At 74.0% G+C, this 19,576-nt stretch carries 16 protein-coding genes; 7 read left to right on the top strand and 9 right to left on the bottom strand.

All coding sequences use genetic code 11. The annotated features are described in order from the left end of the window. Positions 1–103: 103 nt before the first annotated feature. On the top strand, positions 104–1,408 hold the full coding sequence (locus ACFP3R_RS05535) for a serine/threonine-protein kinase (protein ID WP_380633472.1): 1,305 nt from the start codon (positions 104–106) through the stop codon (positions 1,406–1,408). A 43-nt stretch (positions 1,409–1,451) separates the two neighbouring features. Here the strand turns inward: ACFP3R_RS05535 and ACFP3R_RS05540 are convergent, their stop codons facing one another. From ACFP3R_RS05540 to ACFP3R_RS05550, 3 genes are read right to left on the bottom strand one after another with little or no spacing between them, the layout of a single operon-like run. After that, entirely contained in the window at positions 1,452–2,414 is a 963-nt protein-coding gene (locus ACFP3R_RS05540; protein WP_380633473.1) for an LLM class F420-dependent oxidoreductase, read from the bottom strand. Positions 2,415–2,424: 10 nt separating this feature from the next. Continuing rightward, positions 2,425–3,075, bottom strand: coding sequence for an HAD family hydrolase (locus tag ACFP3R_RS05545; RefSeq protein ID WP_380633474.1), 651 nt, complete (start codon positions 3,073–3,075; stop codon positions 2,425–2,427). 50 nt (positions 3,076–3,125) lie between these two features. Then, complete coding sequence (locus ACFP3R_RS05550; RefSeq protein ID WP_380633476.1) at positions 3,126–3,854, bottom strand: alpha/beta fold hydrolase; 729 nt, start codon at positions 3,852–3,854, stop codon at positions 3,126–3,128. Positions 3,855–4,129: 275 nt separating this feature from the next. Between ACFP3R_RS05550 and ACFP3R_RS05555 the strand changes: the two genes are divergently transcribed. Genes ACFP3R_RS05555 through ACFP3R_RS05570 form a run of 4 tightly spaced genes read left to right on the top strand, consistent with a single transcriptional unit; the run spans position 4,130 to position 7,588 of the window. Beyond that, positions 4,130–5,038, top strand: coding sequence for an ABC transporter ATP-binding protein (locus tag ACFP3R_RS05555; RefSeq protein ID WP_380633477.1), 909 nt, complete (start codon positions 4,130–4,132; stop codon positions 5,036–5,038). Between the two features lie 8 nt (positions 5,039–5,046). After that, the gene (locus ACFP3R_RS05560; RefSeq protein ID WP_380633478.1) at positions 5,047–5,772 is read left to right on the top strand and encodes an ABC transporter permease; all 726 of its coding nucleotides are present in this window, start codon (positions 5,047–5,049) and stop codon (positions 5,770–5,772) included. A 2-nt stretch (positions 5,773–5,774) separates the two neighbouring features. Further along, on the top strand, positions 5,775–6,974 hold the full coding sequence (locus tag ACFP3R_RS05565) for a sensor histidine kinase (protein ID WP_380633480.1): 1,200 nt from the start codon (positions 5,775–5,777) through the stop codon (positions 6,972–6,974). Then, positions 6,971–7,588 carry a response regulator gene (locus ACFP3R_RS05570; protein WP_380633482.1) on the top strand — a complete coding sequence of 206 codons (618 nt, stop codon included), beginning with the start codon at positions 6,971–6,973 and terminating at the stop codon, positions 7,586–7,588. Before ACFP3R_RS05565 ends, ACFP3R_RS05570 begins: the two co-directional genes overlap by 4 nt. A 273-nt stretch (positions 7,589–7,861) precedes the next feature. Here ACFP3R_RS05570 and ACFP3R_RS05575 read toward each other — a convergent pair whose 3' ends face one another. The 5 genes from ACFP3R_RS05575 to ACFP3R_RS05595 all read right to left on the bottom strand — a co-directional run bounded on the left by ACFP3R_RS05575 (position 7,862) and on the right by ACFP3R_RS05595 (position 13,795). After that, on the bottom strand, positions 7,862–8,344 hold the full coding sequence (locus ACFP3R_RS05575) for a nucleoside deaminase (RefSeq protein WP_380633484.1): 483 nt from the start codon (positions 8,342–8,344) through the stop codon (positions 7,862–7,864). Positions 8,345–8,482: 138 nt separating this feature from the next. Continuing rightward, positions 8,483–10,819, bottom strand: a complete 2,337-nt coding sequence (pucD, locus tag ACFP3R_RS05580; RefSeq protein ID WP_380633485.1) for a xanthine dehydrogenase subunit D — start codon at positions 10,817–10,819, stop codon at positions 8,483–8,485. Between the two features lie 251 nt (positions 10,820–11,070). Then, complete coding sequence (locus ACFP3R_RS05585; RefSeq protein WP_380633487.1) at positions 11,071–12,429, bottom strand: 8-oxoguanine deaminase; 1,359 nt, start codon at positions 12,427–12,429, stop codon at positions 11,071–11,073. Continuing rightward, positions 12,426–12,920 (bottom strand): (2Fe-2S)-binding protein, encoded by a 495-nt coding sequence (locus ACFP3R_RS05590; protein ID WP_380633489.1) that lies wholly within the window; start codon positions 12,918–12,920, stop codon positions 12,426–12,428. The genes ACFP3R_RS05585 and ACFP3R_RS05590 overlap by 4 nt, the downstream gene beginning before the upstream one ends. A gap of 2 nt (positions 12,921–12,922) precedes the next feature. Beyond that, the gene (locus tag ACFP3R_RS05595) at positions 12,923–13,795 is read right to left on the bottom strand and encodes an FAD binding domain-containing protein (RefSeq protein WP_380633491.1); all 873 of its coding nucleotides are present in this window, start codon (positions 13,793–13,795) and stop codon (positions 12,923–12,925) included. 288 nt (positions 13,796–14,083) lie between these two features. On the opposite strand from ACFP3R_RS05595, the gene ACFP3R_RS05600 reads away from it, so the two are divergent. Beyond that, positions 14,084–15,697, top strand: coding sequence for a PucR family transcriptional regulator (locus ACFP3R_RS05600; protein WP_380633493.1), 1,614 nt, complete (start codon positions 14,084–14,086; stop codon positions 15,695–15,697). Between the two features lie 118 nt (positions 15,698–15,815). Here the strand turns inward: ACFP3R_RS05600 and ACFP3R_RS05605 are convergent, their stop codons facing one another. Next, the gene (locus tag ACFP3R_RS05605) at positions 15,816–17,228 is read right to left on the bottom strand and encodes a DUF1996 domain-containing protein (RefSeq protein ID WP_380633495.1); all 1,413 of its coding nucleotides are present in this window, start codon (positions 17,226–17,228) and stop codon (positions 15,816–15,818) included. A gap of 284 nt (positions 17,229–17,512) precedes the next feature. Between ACFP3R_RS05605 and ACFP3R_RS05610 the strand changes: the two genes are divergently transcribed. Further along, positions 17,513–19,561 carry a tetratricopeptide repeat protein gene (locus ACFP3R_RS05610; protein WP_380633497.1) on the top strand — a complete coding sequence of 683 codons (2,049 nt, stop codon included), beginning with the start codon at positions 17,513–17,515 and terminating at the stop codon, positions 19,559–19,561. The last annotated feature ends 15 nt before the right edge of the window (positions 19,562–19,576 follow it).

Consider the following 19,576-nt stretch of genomic DNA (forward strand, 5'->3'; position numbering starts at 1 on the left):
TAGGCGTCCCCGACGGAGGAGATGAGGCGGCCTGACCGCACCACGCGACCGGGTAGTTTCCGGCGTCCGAAAAACCTCGTCGACGCACGGAGGGACGACCCGGATGTGGGACGGTGACCTGACCGGAGAGGTCGTCGACGAACGGTACGAACTGGCCGACCTCTACGGCTCGGGTGGCATGGCCGAGGTGTACCGGGCGTCCGACCGACGGCTCGACCGCGGGGTCGCGATCAAGTTCTTCCAGGGCGAGGCGACCTCCGAGGACCGCATCCGGCTCGTCCGCGAGGCGGAGGTGCTGGGCGCCCTGCGCTGCCCCGGTCTGATCGAGGTCTACGACACCGGTGTGCACCGGGGCCGGCCGTACTTCGTGATGCAGCCGATCGAGGGCGGCACGCTGCGCCGACGGATGCGCGAGGCGCTGGCGCCCGCGGTGGTGGCCCACCTGGGCGCGCAGGTCGCCGAGGTGCTGGCCCACGTGCACGCCAACGGCGTGGTGCACCGCGACGTGAAGCCCTCGAACATCCTGCTCGACACCGGCGGCAGGCGCGCCTACCTGGCCGACTTCGGTCTGGCGCTCCAGGCGCAGGTCACCCGGGTCACCCGCACGGGCGTCCTGGTCGGCACCGCCGGCTACCTCGCCCCGGAGCAGGTGCGCGGCGCCGACGTGGGACCCGCCACCGACGTCTACGCCCTGGGCCTGGTGCTGCTGGAGTGCCTGACCGGCAGGCCCGAGTACCCCGGCGGAGACACCGAGGCCGCGCTCGCCCGCCTGCACCGCGAACCCCGCGTCCCCGTCAACCTGCCCCGGGCGTTCACCGCCGCGCTGACCGCCATGACCGCCACCGACCCCGACCACCGGCCCACCGCGGCCGAGTGCGCGCGCCTGCTCACCACCGCCGAACGCCTCTGCGCGGGCCTGCCGCCCCTGGCCCGGGTGGCGGTGGCGACGCCGAGCCCGGCCGCCCCGGCGCGCCGGCGGGGCAACGGCGTGCTGCTCGGCGGTGCGGTGGCGGCCGCGGCGGCGCTGACGCTGCTGGTGGTGCTGAACCTCGGGGACGCGCCACCCGGGGAGAACCGGACCGGGCAGCCGGAGCAGCCCGCCGGGACGACCACCGCCGTCCAGCCCGTCGTGCGGGTCCCCGCCACCACCGACGACCCGCGCCCGGAGGACGACCGGTCCCCGGTGACCGTGGTGCGGGAGGCGCCCGTCCAGGCGCCGCCGACCACGACCACCGCCGACGTCACCACGACCGGTGCTCCCGCCGCCACCGGGACCGGGAGCGCGGTCGACCACCGCGCGGTGGCGCCGACGACCGCCGGTCCCGCGATCCCGCACCTGCCCAACCAGGCCAAGACGCCCGCCAACCCGCAGTCGAAGTCAAAGGAACGCGGGCCGGGCAACGGCTGAACGGGACGGTCGGCGCAGGAGTTCGGCGCTCCGCGGTCAGCGGTCAGCGCAGGGCCGGCAGCAACTCGCCCTTGGCGAAGTCCAGGAACTCCCGCTGGTGGTCGCCGCCGATCTGGACCAGGGCCAGGTCGGTGAACCCGGCGTCGCGGAACTTCGCCGCCGCCTCCACGATCGGCCCCACCTCCGGCCCGCACGGGATCTGCTCGGCCACGTCCTCCGGCCGCACGAACCGCGTCGCGCCCGCGAACCCGGCAGTGCCGGGCAGCTCGGAGTTGACCTTCCACCCGCCCGCGAACCAGCGGAACTGCTCGTGCGCCCGCTCGACGGCCCGGTCCCGGTCGGTGTCCCAGCACACCGGCAGCTGGCCGATCTTGCGCGACGAGCCGCCCCCGCCCTGGAAGACGTCCCACTCCCGGCACAGCGCCGGTTCCGCCTCGGTCGACACCATCGCGTCGGCCAGCGGCGCGAACGTGCGCACCGACTGGTTCCCCGACACCGCCACCGCGATCGGCACCCGCTGCTCGGGCAGGTCCCACAGCTTCGCCGAGTCCACCCGGAAGTGCTCGCCGGAGTAGTTCACGTACCCGCCGTCGAACAGCAGCGAGATGATCTCCACGGCCTCGCGCAGCAGCTCGTGCCGCACGTTCACGGGCGGCCAGCCGCGGCCCACCACGTGCTCGTTGAGGTTCTCGCCCGCGCCCAGGCCCAGCGTGAACCGGTTGCCCGACAGCAGCTGCACGGTCGCGGCCTTCTGCGCCACCACGGCCGGGTGGTAGCGCACGGTCGGGCAGGTCACGTAGGTCATCAGCTCCACCCGTTCGGTGGCCTGGCTGACCGCGCCCAGCACGCTCCACGCGTACGGCGCGTGCCCCTGCTCGTCCAGCCACGGCGAGTAGTGGTCGCTCATGACCTCGAAGTCGAAGCCCGCGCCCTCGGCCAGGGCGGCGTGCTCGACCAGCTCGCGTGGACCGGCCTGCTCGGTCATCAGGGTGTAGCCGATCCGCACGATCGTCCTCCTAGGCCATCGGCAGGTCGGTGAGGTCCGCCCGCAACTGGTCGAGTTCCTCGTAGACTGCCGACGCCCCGTGCTCCCGCAACTCGGCCTCGCCGAAACCACCCGTGCGGAGGCAGACCACGGGCAGGCCGGCGCGGTGCGCGGCGTCGCAGTCCCACACCGAGTCTCCGATCACCACGGCCCGCCCACCGTCGCGGTCCACCTGCCGCAGCGCGACCTCGACGAGGTCGGGCGCGGGCTTGCTCTCCGCCACGTCGTCCGAGGACGTGGACGGCACGTCCGCCGCGTCGATCAGCCCGAGGTAGTGGTCCACGTGCCGGCGCTTGCCGGAGCTGGCCAGCACCACCGCGAGGTCCTGCTCCCGCGCCGCCGACACCAGCCGGTGCGCGCCCTCCAGCGGCCGGACCTCGGCCAGCATCGGCTCGAACTCCGCCACCCACGCCTCGCGCAGCTCGTCACCGCGGTCGCGCTCGACGTGCTCGCCCGCCACGGCCGCGACCAGCTTGTCGCCGCCCATGCCGATGGCGCGGTGCAGCCGCCAGGTCGGCACGGTGAGGTCGAAGCGGCGGAACGCGCGGAACCAGGCCACGGCGTGGTGGTAGTTGGTGTCCACCAGCGTGCCGTCCACGTCGAGGACCAGCGTGTTGGTCATGGGCCGGGGTTAGCCCGGCCGGACGACCCGCAAACCGGCCCCGGCCGGGGTCAGCCCAGGAACTCCTCGATCAGCCGGGCCCACTCGCGGGGCGCCTCCAGCGCGGGCGCGTGACCGCTGTCCAGCTCCGCCCACCGCGCGCCCGGGACCAGGTCGGCCAGCGCGCGGGTGGCGCTCGGCGAGATCAGCCGGTCGTGCTTGGTGCCGACGACGAGGGTCGGCACGTGCACGCGCGGCAGTTCGTCGGTCAGGTCGGTGCTCAGCACCAGGTCGACCTGCTCGGGGCTGCCCGGCGGGATCGTCGCGGCGATCAGGTCCAGGAACCCGGCCTCCTGCTCGGCGGTCATCCGCCGGTGGAACGGCTCGCCCAGCACGGTCGACATCAGGTAGCGGGCCACCGCGGTGCGGTTGCCCGCCGCCAACAGCCTGGACCACTCCTGCAACCGGGCCCGCGTCTCGTCGTCGGCGCGCACGAACCCGGCGGTGAGCACCAGGGCCGTCACGCGTTCGGGGTACCGCAGCGCCGCGCGCACCGCGACCGCGCACCCCAGGGAGAAGCCGACGACCGCGAACCGCTCCTCGGCGCCGGCGGCGGCCACGAGCCGGTCGGCCAGGTCGTCGAGCTCCAGCGGCCCGCCGGCGCGGGGCGTGGCGCCCGAACCGGGGAAGTCCACCGCGTGCACCTTGCGCTTGCGGGACAGCTGGGGGATGAGCGGGCTGAAGTTCGCCCGGACGGCGCCGCCGGCGCCGTGGGCCAACAGGAGCGAGGGGGGAGTCACGCGTCCGATTCTGCCGGTCGGCCCCCGTCCCCCGCCGCCGATCCGGGTGAAGCCCTCATGTCAACCACCTCACCCCACGCCCAAACCTTCACCCGAAAATCGCGAGTCGTACGTTCAGACCCACCGTGTCGTACGTTCAGGACCCCCGAGTTCAACATCCGGGTCCCCCCGAGACCCCCGTTCGGGGTGGTCTAGGGGACATCAACCGATCGGTTGACCCGGAGTCCGGCCCGCCGTGGGATCCGCCGGGCGGCCCCGTCGACCAGCCTGGGTGCATGGCGATCATCGAGGTGGTCGACCTCGTCAAGAGGTACGACCGGAAAGTCGCGGTGGACGGCGTGTCGTTCACCGTCGACGAGGGGGAGATCTTCGGGATCCTCGGCCCCAACGGAGCCGGGAAGACCACGACCGTCGAGTGCGTCGAGGGGTTGCGCTCGCCGGACGGCGGCACCATCCGGGTGGACGGGCTCGACCCCCGGCGCGACCGGGCCGAGTTGCGGACCAGGCTGGGCGTGCAGCTCCAGCAGAGCGAACTGCCCGACCGCATCCGGGTGGGCGAGGCGCTCGACCTGTACTCGTCCTTCTACCGCGACCCGGCCGACTGGCGGGAGCTGCTGGACCGCCTCGGCCTGGGCGACCGCGCCCGCACCGAGTACCGCCGGCTCTCCGGCGGCCAGAAGCAGCGCGTCTCCATCGCGCTGGCGCTGATCGGCAAGCCGCGGGTGGCCGTGCTCGACGAGCTGACCACCGGCCTGGACCCGCAGGCCCGCCGCGACACGTGGAGCCTGGTGGAGCAGGTCCGCGACTCCGGCGTCACGGTCGTGCTGGTCACGCACTTCATGGAGGAGGCCGAGCGCCTCTGCGACCGGCTGGCCCTGATCGACGGGGGCCGGCTCGTCGCCGTGGACAGCCCGGCCGGGCTGGTGTCCCGCGTGAACGACGAGCAGACGGTCCGGTTCCGGCCCACCGGCCCGCTCGACCTCGAACTGCTGCGGGAACTGCCCGAGGTGTCCCGCGTCGAGCAGCACGGCTCGCGGGTCGTCGTCACCGGCGGGGGCAACCTGCCGCACGCCGTCACCGCGATCCTCGCCCGCAACCACGTCGTCGCCGCCGACCTGCGCGTCGAGCAGGCGGACCTGGACGACGCCTTCATCCGCCTCACCGGCCACGCGCTCACGGAGTGATCCCGGACATGCTGAAGATCATCGCCATCGAGTGGAAGCTGTTCCTGCGCGAGCCGGTCACGGTCGCGTTCGCGATCTTCTTCCCCACCGTCCTGCTGCTGGTCCTGGGCGCGATCCCGGCCCTGCGCACCCCGGACCCCAATTTCGGGGACCAGCGGTTCATCGACGCCTACGTGTCCACGCTGGTGGTGATCGCGCTGGCGTTCCTGGGCCTGAACAAGCTGCCCGCCACCGTCGCCACCTACCGCGAGAAGGGCGTGCTGCGCCGCTTCTCCACCACGCCCGTCAGCCCGGCCCGCCTGCTGGTCGCGCAGCTGGTGGTGAACCTGATCGCCGGCACGGCGTCGGTGGTGCTGCTGATGGCCGTGTGCCGGGTCGTGTTCGACATCGACCTGCCGCACCACGCGCTCGGCTTCCTGCTGACGTTCCTGCTCGGCATGCTCTCGCTGTCCGCGCTGGGCCTGCTGGTGGCCGCGTGGGCGCCGACGGCCCGGGCCGCGGGCGGCTGGGCGACCGTGGTGTTCATGCTGGTCATGTTCTTCGGCGGCGCCTACCTGCCGCGGTTCCTGATGCCCGACCTGCTGGTCCGCATCGGCGAGCACCTGCCGCCCGGCGTGGGCGCGTTGCAGGAGTCGTGGCTCGGCGCCGCGCCGGACCCGGTGCACCTGGGCGTCCTGGCCCTGGTCACGGTGGTGGCGGGTACCGTCGCGGCGAAGTCCTTCCGCTGGGAGTAGCCGTGATCGACAAGCTCGAGGTGTGGGAACGCCGCCTGCACGCCGCGGACCACGCCATCCCGTACCTCGTGCTCACACTGCCGACGCTGGTGTACGTGCTGGTCATCCCGGACGCGCAGGGGACGAAGGCGGTCAACGTCGGCATCGCCGCCGCCACGGCCCTGTGGATGCTGTGGTGGCACACGCTGCACCCCGGGTGGCGCGACCGGCGCGGTCTCATGGCCGTGTTCTACGTCGGGATCCTGGTGGCCTACGCCGTGCTGGGCCTGCGGCACTCGATCTTCGGCTTCTTCTCGTTCGCCGGCTACATCTACGCGTTCGACGTGCTGCGGGGCCGCTGGAAGTTCGTTGGCGTGGTGTCCACCGGCGTGCTGGCCGCCACCTCGCTGAACGGCGGCCTGCCCGCGCCGGACCCGGTGTCGATCGGTGTCTACCTGGCGATCGTGTTCATCATCGTCACGATCGCCGGCACGTTCACCCTGCTCGCGCACTTCACCGACGCGCAGTCCCAGCGCCGCAAGGAGCTCATGGCCGAGATGGCCACGATGATGGAGGAGAACGCGGGACTGCACGCGCAGTTGCTCATCCAGGCCCACGAGGCGGGCGTGCTGGACGAGCGGCAGCGGCTGGCGCGGGAGATCCACGACACCCTCGCCCAGGGGTTCGCCGGCATCATCACCCAGCTCCAGGTCGACGAGGGCCCGCCCCGGCACGTCGAGACGGCGTTGCGGCTGGCCAGGGAGAACCTGGCCGAGGCGCGCCGCTCCGTGCACGCCCTGCGACCGCCGGCGCTGGTGGACGCGAACCTGCCCGACGCGTTGTCCGAGGTCGTGACCGGGTGGATCGACCAGACCGGGGTGGCGGCGACGGTCGCCACGACGGGGGCGGCGCGGCCGCTGCACCCGGAGGTGGAGGTGACGCTGCTGCGCGCCGCGCAGGAGGCGCTGTCCAACGTCGCCAAGCACGCGGGCGCGTCGCGGGTCGGGCTGACCCTGTCGTACATGGAGGACGTGGTGACGCTGGACGTGCGCGACGACGGCGCCGGGTTCGACCCCGCGCGCGCGACGGACGGCTTCGGCCTGGTCGGCATGCGGCAACGGGTGTCCAGGCTGGCGGGAGCGCTGGTGGTGGAGTCGGAGCCGGGCGGCGGCACGGCGGTGTCGGCGTCGGTGCCGGCGATCCCGGCGGGGGTGGCCCGGTGATCCGCGTGGTGGTGGTGGACGACCACCCGGTGGTGCGGGACGGGTTGCGCGGGATGCTCGCCACCGCCGGTGACGTCGAGGTGGTGGGGGAGGCGGCGGACGGCGCGGAGGCGGTGGCGGTGGTGCGCGCGGTGGCGCCGGACGTGGTGCTGATGGATCTGCGGATGCCCGGTGTGGACGGCGTGACCGCGATCGAGCGGCTGCGGGACTTCCCGACGCGCGTGCTGGTGCTCACCACCTACGACACCGACAGCGACGTGCTGCCCGCGATCAAGGCGGGGGCGACGGGATACCTGCTCAAGGACACGCCGCGCGACGAGCTGTTCCGGGCGGTGCGCTCGGCGGCGCGGGGCGAGGCGGTGCTGTCGCCGTCGGTGGCGACCCGGCTGGTGGGGCAGGTGCGGCAGCCCGCGGCGGAGCCGCTGAGCGACCGCGAGGTCGAGGTGCTGGGGCTGATCGCGCGCGGCTGCACCAACCGGGAGGCGGCGGTGAGGCTGTTCATCAGCGAGGCGACGGTGAAGACGCACCTGGTGCACGTCTACGCCAAGCTGGGGGTCAAGGACCGCGCCGCCGCCGTCGCCGTGGCCTACGAGCGGGGTCTGCTGGGCGCTTAGCCGCTCCCGGTTCGTTCGGTTGTCCACAGGCCCGTCACTCGACCGGGGGACATTTCGGGCCCTTCCCCGGACACCCCCGCCGACTTGTCCACAGCCCCGGCGGAAGCCGTTGTGCCACCGGAAAACCCGGCGCAACCTGGCCCCATGAACACCGCTCCCCCCACCACCGGCCACCCCGTCCCTTTCCCGCACCGCAGCCCTTTTCCACACCGCGGTCCTTTCCCGCGACGCAGCCCTTTCCCGCGACGCGGCCTCGCCGAGGTGCGCCCGAGCTCAGTAGTCGACCCGGTCCGCGCGGGACAGCCACGCCCTGAACGGTGCGTCGTCCACACCCGTGGAGACCTGCCGCACCGGCAGGGGCCAGGACTCGCGCGGCCTGGCGAACAGCTCGTGGAACTCGCGGTCGTCGAACCCGGCCGCGGCGGCGTCGTGCCGGTCCGCGGCGTAGACGACCCGGTCCACCCGCGCCCACAGGGCGGCCGAGAGGCACAGCGGGCACGGCTCGCACGAGGACACCAGCACGCAGCCGGTGAGCCGGAAGTCGCCGATCTCCCGGCAGGCGGCGCGGATCGCCACCACCTCGGCGTGGGCGGTCGGGTCGAGCGAGGCCGTCACCTGGTTGGTCCCGGTGGCGATGACGGCGCCATCGCGGACGACCACGGCGCCGAACGGCCCGCCGCCCGTCGTGACGCTGCGGGTGGCCAGCTCGACGGCCTCGCGCAGCCAGGCGTGGTCGGGGGAGACGGTCGTGGTCATGGGTGTCGTGCCCCTCGTCGCGGACGGGATCGCTGCGGGTCGGTCGGCCGGGCCGCCCGCCCGGCGCCGCTGCGGCGCCTGGGCGGTCTGCTCCGGGGCTTGGTCGGGAGGTGGTGGTCCGCGTCTCGGCGGGGGTGGTCAGGTGCCGGTGATGTGCTCCGGCCGCACGGGCACGCGCGGCAGGTCCCGGCCGGTCGCCGCGCGGACGGCGGCGACGATGGCCGGCGTCGAGGAGATGGTGGGCGGCTCGCCGACGCCGCGCACGCCGTAGGGCGCGTGGGGGTCGGCCAGCTCCAGCACGTCGATGGTCATCGGCGGCATGTCGAGCACGGTCGGGATGAGGTAGTCGGTGAACGACGGGTTGCGCACCCGCCCGCCCTCGACCTGGATCTCCTCCATCACCGCCAGCCCGAGGCCCTGCGCCGAGCCGCCCTGGATCTGGCCGAGGACGGCCTGCGGGTTGAGCGCCCGGCCCACGTCCTGGGCGCAGGCGAGCTCGACCACCTTCACCAGGCCCAGCTCGGTGTCGACGTCGACCACGGCCCGGTGGGCGGCGAAGCCGTACTGCACGTGCGCGTTGCCCTGCCCGGTCACCGGGTCGAGGGGTTCGGTGGCCCGGTGCCGCCACTCCGCGGTCTCCTCGATCACCTCGTTCCCGAGCAGCGCGGCCAGGTCGAACGGCGCGGGGTCGAACGGCGCGGGGTCGGGCGATGCCGGGTCGGGCGCGGGCGCGGTCGGGTCGAGCGCGGTGAGGTCGAGCGCGGTGAGGTCGAGCGCGGTCGGGTCGAGTCCTGCCGGGGTGCGGTCGCGCGCCAGCCGGGCCAGCCTCAGGCGCACCGCCGCGCAGGCCGCCTTCACCGCGCCGCCGGTCACGTAGGTCTGCCGGGAGGCCGAGGTGGAGCCGCCGTTGCCGATACCGGTGTCCATGGGCAGGATCGTCACCCGCTCCACGCCCAGCTCGGTGCGCACGATCTGCTGCATGATCGTCACCAGTCCCTGACCGACCTCGACCGCGGCGGTGTGCGCCAGCGCGACCGGCTCGCCGTTGATCACCTGGAGCCGGACCCGCGCGGTGGAGTAGTCGTCGAAGCCCTCGGAGAAGCAGATGTTCTTGATGCCGACCGCGTAGCCCACGCCGCGCACCACGCCCTCGCCGTGCGTGGTGTTGGAGACGCCGCCGGGCAGGTCGCGCAGGTCGACGGCGGTGGGCCGCGGCGGGAGCGGCTTGGCCCTGACCAGCTCCAGCAACCGCGCCACCGGCGCGGCGGAGTCGACCACCTGGCCGGTCGGCATCACCGAGCCCTCGCTCATCGCGTTGACCAACCGCAGGTCCACCGGGTCCATGCCCAGGGCCGCCGCGAGCTTGTCCATCTGGGACTCGTAGGCGAAACCGGTCTGCACCGCGCCGAAACCGCGCATCGCGCCGCACGGCGGGTTGTTGGTGTAGACGCCCCAGCAGTCCACGGTCACGTTGGGCACCTCGTACGGGCCGATGCCGAGCGTCGCCGCGTTGGCCACCACGGCGCCCGTGCTGGACGCGTACGCGCCGCCGTCGAGGTGGATCCGCGCCTTGACGTACACCAGCCTGCCGGTGCGGTCCGCGCCGTGCTCGTAGTGCAGGACCGCGGGGTGCCGGTGCACGTGCCCGTAGAACGACTCCTCGCGGTTGTAGACCATCTTGGTGGGCTTGCCGGTGTGCAGCGCGAGCAGGCACGCGTGCACCTGCATCGACAGGTCCTCGCGCCCGCCGAACGCGCCACCGACCCCGGAGAGGGTCAGCCGCACCTTCTCCAGCGGCAGGCCGAGCGCCGCGGCGACCTGGGCCTGGTCGACATGCAGCCACTGGGTGGCGACGTAGAGGTCCACGCCGCCGTCCTCGGCGGGCACGGCCAGGCCCGACTCGGGACCGAGGAACGCCTGGTCCTGCATACCGACCTCGTAGCGGCCGGTGACCACGACCTCGGCCCGCGCGTCCTGGTCGCCGCGCCGGATCGGGACGTGCCGCACGAGGTTGCCGCCGGGGTGCAGGGGCGGGTCGTCGACCGCCGTCTCCATGTCCACGACGGGTTCCAGCACCTCGTACTCGACCTCGATGCGCTCCATGGCGCGCCGCGCGGTCTCGGGGTGGTCGGCGCCCACGAGCGCGATCGGCTCGCCCTGGTAGCGCACGACGTCCTCGGCCAGGACCGGCTGGTCCTTGTGCTCCAGGCCGTAGAGGTTCAGGCCCGGCACGTCCCGGTGGGTGAGCACGGCGTACACCCCGGGCACCTGCAACGCCCCGGTGATGTCGACCGACCGGATCCGGGCGTGCGGGTGGGGGCTGCGCAGGGTGGCGCCCCAGATCATGTCCTCGTGCCACAGGTCCGAGGAGTAGGCGAACTCGCCCCGGACCTTGAGGTTGCCGTCGGGCCGCTGCGGGCTGGATCCGATGCCACCGGCGACGGCGGAGGTCAGTTCGGCGGGAGTCAGGCTCATCGCGTCCTACCGTTCTTCCTGGCGCGTACCGGCGGTCTCGACCCCGTACCCCGCCGTTCCCGCTGCTCGTACCGCTCCGCGCGGACCGGCGCCGCACCGTGCCCGGCCTGCCGGCGCCCCCACGGGCGTGGGCGAGCCGAACGCGGTGGCCGGGTCGTTTCTTGCGATGACCGGGTCGTTTTCCGCGGTGGCCGGGCCCTCCTCGCGCCCGCGCGCTGCCGCGTTCCCCTGTCCCGGGATCGTCCACCCCCTCATCGGGAAGCCGCCTTCAGCCGTCCGGCGGCGGCGCGCAGGTCGCGCGCGAGTTCGGCCTCCGGGGCGGTGCGCAGCTCGCCGTCGTCCACGACGGTCCGGCCGCCCACGAGCAGGAGCCTGAGCTTCGGCGCCGGTCCCAGGACGAGGGCGGCGATCGGGTCGTCGATGCCCGCGTGGTCGAGGCCGTCGAGCCGCCACACGGCCAGGTCGGCGAGCTTGCCGGGTTCGATCGAGCCGATCTCGTCGTCCCGACCGAGGCAGCGCGCGCCGCCCGCGGTGCCCAGCCACAGCGCCTCGCGGGCGTCCAGCGCCCGGGGACCGCCGCGCTGGCGGGCCTGGAGGAGCGCCTGGTGCAGTTCCTCGACCATGCCGCAGGACTCGTTGGACGCGGCGCCGTCCACGCCCAGGCCGACCGGCGCGCCGGCGTCGAGCAGGTCGCGGACCGGGGCGAGACCGGTGCCCAGGCGGCCGTTGGAGGTGGGGCAGTGCGCCGAGCCGGTGCCGGTGGCGCCCAGCCGCTTCACCGCCTCGGGCGACAGGTGCACGGTGTGCGCGAGCCACACGTCGTCCCCGAGCCAGCCGAGGCGCTCGGCGTACTCGGTCGGCGTGCAGCCGAACTCGGCCAGGCACTGCTCCTCCTCGTCGGTGGTCTCGGCGAGGTGGGTGTGCAGGCGGACGCCCCTGGCCCGAGCCAGCTCGGCGGCGCCGGTCATCAGCTCCCGGCTGACCGAGAACGGCGAGCACGGGCCGACGGCGACGCGGACCAGCGCGTCGGGCGCCGGGTCGTGGTGGTCGGCGATCGCGCGTTCGGTGGCGATGAGGGCGGCCTCGGTCTCCTCGACCAGGTTGTCCGGCGGCAGGCCGCCCCGCGACCGGCCGCGGTCCATCGAGCCGCGCACGGCGTGCAGGCGGATGCCGACGCGACGGGCCGCGCTCACCAGGGCCTCGAACTGGTCGCCGCCCTCGCGGGGGAAGACGTAGTGGTGGTCGGCGGCGGTCGTGCACCCGGTGGTCGCGAGCCTGGCCAGGCCCGCCGCCGCGGCGGCGTGGGTGATCCCGGCGTCCAGGCCGCGCCACACCGGGTACAGCGCGGTCAACCACTCGAACAGCGTGGCGTCCTGGGCGATGCCGCGCGTGGCCCACTGGTAGAGGTGGTGGTGCGTGTTGACGAGGCCGGGAGTGATCAGGCAGCCGCTGCCGTCGATCCACGTGTGGGGCCCGGCGGGCCTGGGCGCCTGGGCGGGGCCGACGGCGGTGATCCGGCCGTTCTCGACCACGACGTGGCCGGACGCGTGCTCCGTGCCGGCGGCGTCCACGGTGGCCACCGCGGCACCGTCGATGATCGTCGGGGTCATCGGCGTCCGTCCGCCCGGACGGCGGCCGCCAGCCGCACCGCGTCCAGGATCTTCTCGTAGCCGGTGCAGCGGCAGAGGTTGCCCGCCAGCGCCTCGCGGATCTCCGGGTCGCTCGGGAGCGGGACGCGGTTGAGCAGGTCGTGGGTCGCGATGACGAGACCGGGGGTGCAGAAGCCGCACTGCACCGCGCCCGCCTCGACGAACGCCTCCTGCACGGGGTCGAGCGCGTCGGCACCGGCGGAGGGGTCGCCCGTGGCGAGCCCCTCGACCGTGCGGACCTCGCGGTCCTGCACCTGGCCCGCGGCGACCAGGCACGCGCACACCGGCACGTCGTCCAGGTACACCGTGCACGAACCGCACTCGCCCTGCTCGCAGGCGTTCTTGGAGCCGGGCAGACCCAGTCGCTCGCGAAGGAGGAACAGGAGGCTCTCGCCTTCCCACACGTCGTCGGCCTGCCGCCGCTCGCCGTTCACCGTCACGTCCACGCGCATGGTCAGGCCGCCTTCCCGGAGTAGTCCTGCCAGGCCCAGCCCAGTGCGCGGCGGGCCAGCACGGACAGGGCGTGCTTGCGGTACGCGGCCGTGCCGCGGACGTCGTCGATGGGGCTCGCGGCCTCGGCCACCAGCTCGCCGAACCGCCGCTTCACCGAGTCGAGCAGCGGTCCCGGCGATTCCCACTGACCCGTGGAGGTGAGTTCACCGGACAGGAAGTCCTCGGCCGCCGACGCGCGGCGCGGTGTGGGCGCGGCCGAGCCGACGGCGGCGCCCACCGCACCCCGCGCCGGGTGCAGGGCCAGCGCGAACGAGCACACCGCGATGACCATGGCGTTCCGGGTGCCGACCTTGGCGAACTGCTGGGGTGCCCCCGTGACGGGCACGCGCACCGCGGTGATCAGTTCGTCGGGCTCCAGCGCGTTGCGCTTCACGCCCAGGTAGAACCCGGTGGCGGGGATGGTCCGGGTGCCGCGGGTCGAGGCGACCTCCACGGTCGCGCCGGCGGCCAGCAGCACCGGGTGCGTGTCGCCGGCGGGCGAGGCCGCGCCGAGGTTGCCGCCGACCGTGCCCCGGTTGCGGATCTGCGGCGAGCCCACCGTGCGGGAGGCCATGGCCAGGCCGGGCAGCCGGTCACCCAGCTCCTCGATGATCCGCGTGTACGGCACGCCCGCCCCGACGCGCACCGACCCGTCGGCCTGGTCCCACTCGCGCAGCTCGGCGATCCGGGTCAGGTCGAGCAGCGCGGTGGGCCTGCGGTGGTCGAAGTTCAGCTCGACCATCACGTCCGTGCCGCCCGCGATGGGCACGGCCTCCGGGCGCTGCGCCTTGAGGCTCAGCGCCTCGGCCAGGGTGGCGGGGCGAAGGAAGTCCATCGGCTACCTCGGCGGTCGGTGTGGTCGGTGTGGTCGGTGTGGGGAGTGCGATCGGAGGAGTGGGGTCGGAGGGGTGGGCGGTCGGTGCGGGGCGTGCGGTCGTTGTGGGTCGGAGCGGGGTCTTCGGGTCAGTACACAGACCGGTGCGCATGATCGGCTACGGCGGCGGTGCATGAACAACAGGCTCCTACGGCGACGTGATTTGTGCTTTCCTACAAACACGGTAGGGCGACGGTGAATCGCGGAGATGTCCCCCGTGCAACGATCCGCCAGGCCGGGCGAGGGGGCGTGGTGCGGGTCCGGGACCTGGTGGGGATGCCCGAGCTGGGGTTGCGCCCGGTCGTCGGCACCGAGCTGCTCGACCGGCCGGTGACCAGGCTCTACGGCACCGAGCTACCGGACCCGGCGCGGTACCTGTCCGGTGGGGAGCTGGTGCTGTCCGGGCTCCTGTGGCACCGCGCGGACGGCGACTGCGAGCGGTTCGTCTCCTCGCTGGCCGGGGCCGGGGTCGCCGCGCTGGCGGCCAGCCCGCCCGAGGCCGATGACCTGCCGGCGGCGCTCGTCGAGGCGTGCGAGCGGCACGGGGTGCCGCTGCTGGCGGTGCCGGTCGACCTGTCGTTCGCGACCATCACCGAGCGGGTGGTGCTGGAGCTGGCGGCCGAGCGGGTCGGTGACGCGGGCGCGCAGCTGGGCCGGCACCGGCGGCTGCTGACCGTGGTCGCCGAGGGCGGTGGGCTGTCGGAGCTGGTCGAGGCCGGGGCGGCGGAACTGGGCACGCCCTGCTGGGTGCTCTCGTGCGCCGGGCACGTGGTCGCGGGTCCCGACCTGCCGGGGGCGGCGGCGCTGGTGCGGGAGTTCCTGGTGGCCGAACGGCTGCCGAGGGTCGTGCGCGGGGTGACGTTGCTGCCGGTGACCGCGCGCGGTGGCGGGCGGTTGACCGCGTGGATCCTGGTCGTCTCCGGGGACCGCGCCGACGACGAGGCCGCCGTCGAACTGGCCAGCCTGGTCGGGGTGGAGCGGGCGCGGGTGGTGCAGGGGCGGCGGATCGAGAACCGCGCCGCCGGGCCCCTGCTGCGGCAGGTGCTGGCTGGTGGCGACGCGGCGGCCAGGATCGCGGACGTCGGTTGGGACCCGGACGCGCCGCTGCGGGTCGTGGCGGCCTCGGCGTCGGACGGGCCGGTCGAGCTGGTGGCGGCGCTGCTGGAGGAGGCGTTGGCCGCGGTGACGGCCGGGTTCCTGCTGACGACCGTCGAGGACGAGGTGTACGCGCTGGCGCCGTCCGGGCCGTGGGTCGAGCGGGTGAGGTCGGCGTTGCGGACCGCGGAACCGGGTCTGGGAACCACGCGGGTGCTGGTGGGCATCTCCTCCCCGGCGGGGCACGGCGGCTTGCGCGGGGCGGCCGAGGAGGCTTCCCACGCGCGTCGGCTGGCAGAGAGGCGGCTGAGGGAAGGAGGGCTGGGAGAGCGGCGGTTGGGAGAGGGAGGGCTGGGGGCAAGGCGGCTGGGAGAGAGGCGGCTGGGGGAGGAGCGGCGGGGAGAGAGGCAGCGGGCAGAGAGAGGGCGGGGAGAGCGGCGCGCGGGTCGGACGTGCGTGGTGGCGGGGGAGGAGATCGCGCTGCACCACCTGCTGCTGGCCGGCGTGCCGGAGGACCTGCGCGGGTCGCTGCGCCGCCGACTGCTGGGCCCGGTGCTGGACTACGACGCCGCGCACGGTTCGGACCTGGTCGGGACGCTGCGGGTGTTCCTCGACTGCTCGGGCTCCTGGACCGCGGCCGCCGCCCGGCTGCACGTCCACGTGAACACCCTGCGCTACCGCGTGGGGCGGGTCGAGGACCTGCTGGGCGCGGACCTGTCGAACTTCGCCGAACGCGTGGACCTCTACCTCGCGCTCCAGGCGGGGTAGAGGTCCATGCGGTCATGCGGTGGGTAGGTGCGGTGCCGGGGAACCGGGTCGCGGAGCGAGATCCCGGGGAACGCGCGGACCGCTCACTCCGGGCGTTGGCCCACCGCCCGGCACCGGCTCACTCCCGGCACCGGCGACCGGTGTTCACGCACTGGACCAGCCGGTCCATGATCTCCCGCGACATGACGTTGGCGAAGTCGTCGTGGTCGGAGAACGGGTTGTGCTCCTCCTCGGGGAACGCGTCGACCGCGTACTGGCCCGCCACCTGCACGTCGCGCGGGATGTCGTAGGTCAGGCTGATCCGCAGCTGCGGCACCGCGGTGAACCCGTTCGGGCACTCGCCCCGCTCGTTCGCGTACACCATGTGGTCGCGGTGGTTGGCGCTGTCGGTGTTCTGCCCGTCCCAGCAGCCGGCGAAGTCGTGCACGCGCTTGACCTTGCTGCCCTCCGGGCAGATCGGGTACTTGTTCATCAGCACGCGGTCCTCGAAACCGGTGCAGGTCCACGAGTTGCGCGCGTTGCGCGTGCCGTTGGTGGTCACCTTCGCGTCGCCGTAGAGCACCCGCAGGAACTGCGGCATCGCCTTGACCTTGCCGACCGGGCTGCCGCGGAAGGTGATGTCCACGACCTCCGGGCGCTGGATCTCGCCCTCGTTGCCGGGCAGCTCGTTCTCGTCGCTGCCGCTCTTGCCGTCGCCGTTCTCCGGCGCGTCGGGCTCGGCCTCCTTGGCGGCCTCGGCCACCTGCGCGTCGTTGGCGTCGCCGTCCTTCACCGTGCACGGGGCCAGCCGCCTCAGGCCGCGCGGGCGCTGGCCGAACCGGTCGACCACGTCGGCGATGCGCTCGATGGTGGCGGTCCGCTTGTCCCGCAACGGCCGGAGCACGCTGTTGTTGACGAAGTTCGGGTCGTCGACGTTCGCGGCGCCCTTGAGCTTGGCGTTCGCCTCGGCGACCTGGTCCTTGAGCGCCCGCAGCTGGCGGTCCACCTCGCCCCGCGCGCGTTGCGGGACGTCGCGCAGCTTGCGCTTCACGTCCGGGCACTCGACCTCGGCGTTGTTCGGCTCGCCAGGCTCCTCGTCCTCGCCCTCGCGGTCGATCCGCACCACCGGCCAGAAGTACGTGGACTTGTCGCCGTTCTTGCAGGTCGTGTCGGCGGCGAGCAGGCTCTCGTCGGTCGAGTCGGCGTCGGTGGAGACGTTGCCCACGTAGTCGTGCAGGTGCTGGGCGCCGTTGCGGACGCCCGGCTGGGCGATGAAGTTGTCCGGGTTGAAGTGGCCGTTCTCGTTGCGCCCGCAGTCGACCGTGAACGTGCCGGTGCTCGCCCCGCGCCGCGGCCGGGGCGCGTTGACGTTGCGCTGCTGCGTGGTGATGTCGACGAACAGGGAGATGTCGGCCCCGTCCGCCTGGGCGGTGCCCTGGTCGCCGGTGGTGCTGATCGCGACGGCCAGGCCGATCGTCAGCGCCAGCCCGGTAACGCCGGCGGTCAGCTTCGTGCGCCGGGAGAAGCGGTGCCGCCCCTGGTTTCGCGTCATGGATGTGTCACCTCGTCGTAGGTACGCGCATGTGCAACCGAACAACCGAACAACCCCGACCGCCGGTGGGCGGCGGACACAGGGGCATACGTGCGGTCTCGACGCCGCGACCTATCCGTTACCTTTTCGTTATCAAATGCCCACCCCTAACTTGCGCCCGGCGGCCAACCGGACGCAAGAGTCCACCCGGTGGCCCCCCGACGGGAGATGCCATTTCTGTGACACTCGAATCACGGGGAGTGCACGGGAGGACACGCGTGATTCGTCGGGGTGGGGAGAACGTGGTGTCCGGGACGGCGCACGGGCCCGTGGTGCAGGCGGACAGCGTCGGTGACGTGCACTTCCACGCCTCGCGCGGCGAACCGCCGATCCCCTACCAGCTCCCTCCCGCACCCCGGCTCTTCACCAGCAGGCACCGCGAGCTGGCGGCGCTGGACGGCTGGCTCGCCACCGAGGAGGCGCCGGTCGTGGTGGTCAGCGGTCCCGGCGGGGTGGGGAAGACCTCCCTGGCGTCGCGCTGGCTGCACGCCAACCGGTCGCGCTTCCCCGACGGCCAGCTGTACGTCGACCTCGCCGCGCACCCCGCGGACGGCCCCGCCACGCCCGAGGCGGTGCTGGAGTGGTTCCTCGTGGCGCTGGGCGTGCCCGCCGCGGAGGTCCCACCGGGGCTGGCCCGCAGGCAGGCGGCCTTCCGCAGCGCCACCGCCGACCGCGCCGTCGCGCTGATGCTGGACAACGCCGTGTCCGCCGCCCAGGTCCGCCCGCTGCTCCCCACCTCGGCCCGCAGCGCGGTCGTGGTGACGAGCAGGTGGCGGCTGGGCGGCCTGGCGGTCGACGGGGCCAGGTTCGTGGAGGTGGAGTCGTTCGACGAGTCCGCGTCGCTGGAGCTCCTGGCCCGCGCCGTGGGACCGCGGGTCGCCTCCGAGCCCGACGCGGCCCGGGAGCTGGCGCGCCTGTGCGCGGGCCTGCCCATCGCGCTGTCGGTGATCGGCGCGCGCCTCTCCACGCGCCCCCAGCGCTCGCTGTCCAAGGAGGTCGGCTCGCTGCGCGCGGAACGCCTGGCGGCCCTCACCCTGGGCGAGGTGTCCGTCGAGGCGGTGCTCGACCTGTCCTACTCGGACCTGCCGCCCGACCACGCCCGCGTCTACCGGCTGTGCGCCGTGCACCCCGGCGCGTTCTTCGGCGTCGAGGCCGCCGCCGCGGCCGCCGGTGAGCCGGCTCCCCTGGTCGAGCCCGTGCTGGAGCACCTGGTGGAGAAGAACCTCCTGACCGAGGTCGGCGACGAGCGGTTCCGCTTCCACGACCTGCTGAAGCTGCACGCCCGCCACCACGCCGACCGGGCGTCGCCCGCCGAGCGCGACGCCGCGCTCCGCCGCGTCGTCGAGTGGTACCTGGACCGCCTGGTCGACGCGGACCTCGCCCTGCGGCCGACCCGGCACCGGGTGGGGCCCCGGTACCGGGACCGGCGCTCGCCGTTCCGGGAGCGGCAGGACGCGTTGGCGTGGCTGGAACGCGAGCGCTCCAACCTCCGCGAGGCGTGCCGCGCCGCCGCCGCGCTCGACCTCGACGACGTCGTCTGGCAGTTCTGCGAGGCGATGTGGGGCTTCTTCCTGCACGCCCGGCACTACGACGACTGGTTCGCGGTGCACGAACTGGGCGTGCCGGCCGCGGTCCGCAGCGGTCATCGCGCGGCCGAGGCGAAGCTGCGCGCGCAGCTCGCGTACACCTACGGCGTGCTGCGCAGGTTCCCGGAGGCCGAGCGCGAGGGCGCCCGCGCGCTGGACATCGCCGAGGTCGACGGCGACCGCCAGGGCGTGGCGGTGGCGCTGACCGAACTCGGCGGCGTGGCCCAGGGCACCGGCGACCTGGAGCGCGCGCTGGACCACCTGACCCGGGCGCGGGAGATCCGCCGGCACATCGGCCCACCGCGGGCCGAGGCGCTGTGCACCCGGCGGGTCGGCGAGGTGCTGGCCCAACTGGGCCGGGACGACGAGGCCCTGGCCGAACTGCACGCGGCGGCCGAGGCGATGGGGCGGTTCGGCGACCACACCGGCCGGGCGAGGTGCCTGATGTCCGCGGGCGCGGTCGAGGCGCGCCGGGGCGAGGTCGCGGTGGCCGAGGCGCGCCTGTCCACCGCGCTGGACCTGCTCCGCCGAGCCGGCTCGCCCCACTACGAGGCCGAGGCGCTGGTGTTGTCGGGGGAGGTCGCCGAGGCCCGCGGCGACCTCCCCGCGGCACGCGAGCGCTACGCCGAGGCGCGGCGCCTGTTCGCCCACGTGGGGAACCCCAGGGCCGCCGCGATCGGCGCCGAGCTCGCGCGGCTCGACCCGTGAGGGAACCCGACCACC

Source organism: Saccharothrix lopnurensis, from assembly GCF_042658445.1.
Taxonomy (GTDB): domain Bacteria; phylum Actinomycetota; class Actinomycetes; order Mycobacteriales; family Pseudonocardiaceae; genus Actinosynnema; species Actinosynnema lopnurensis.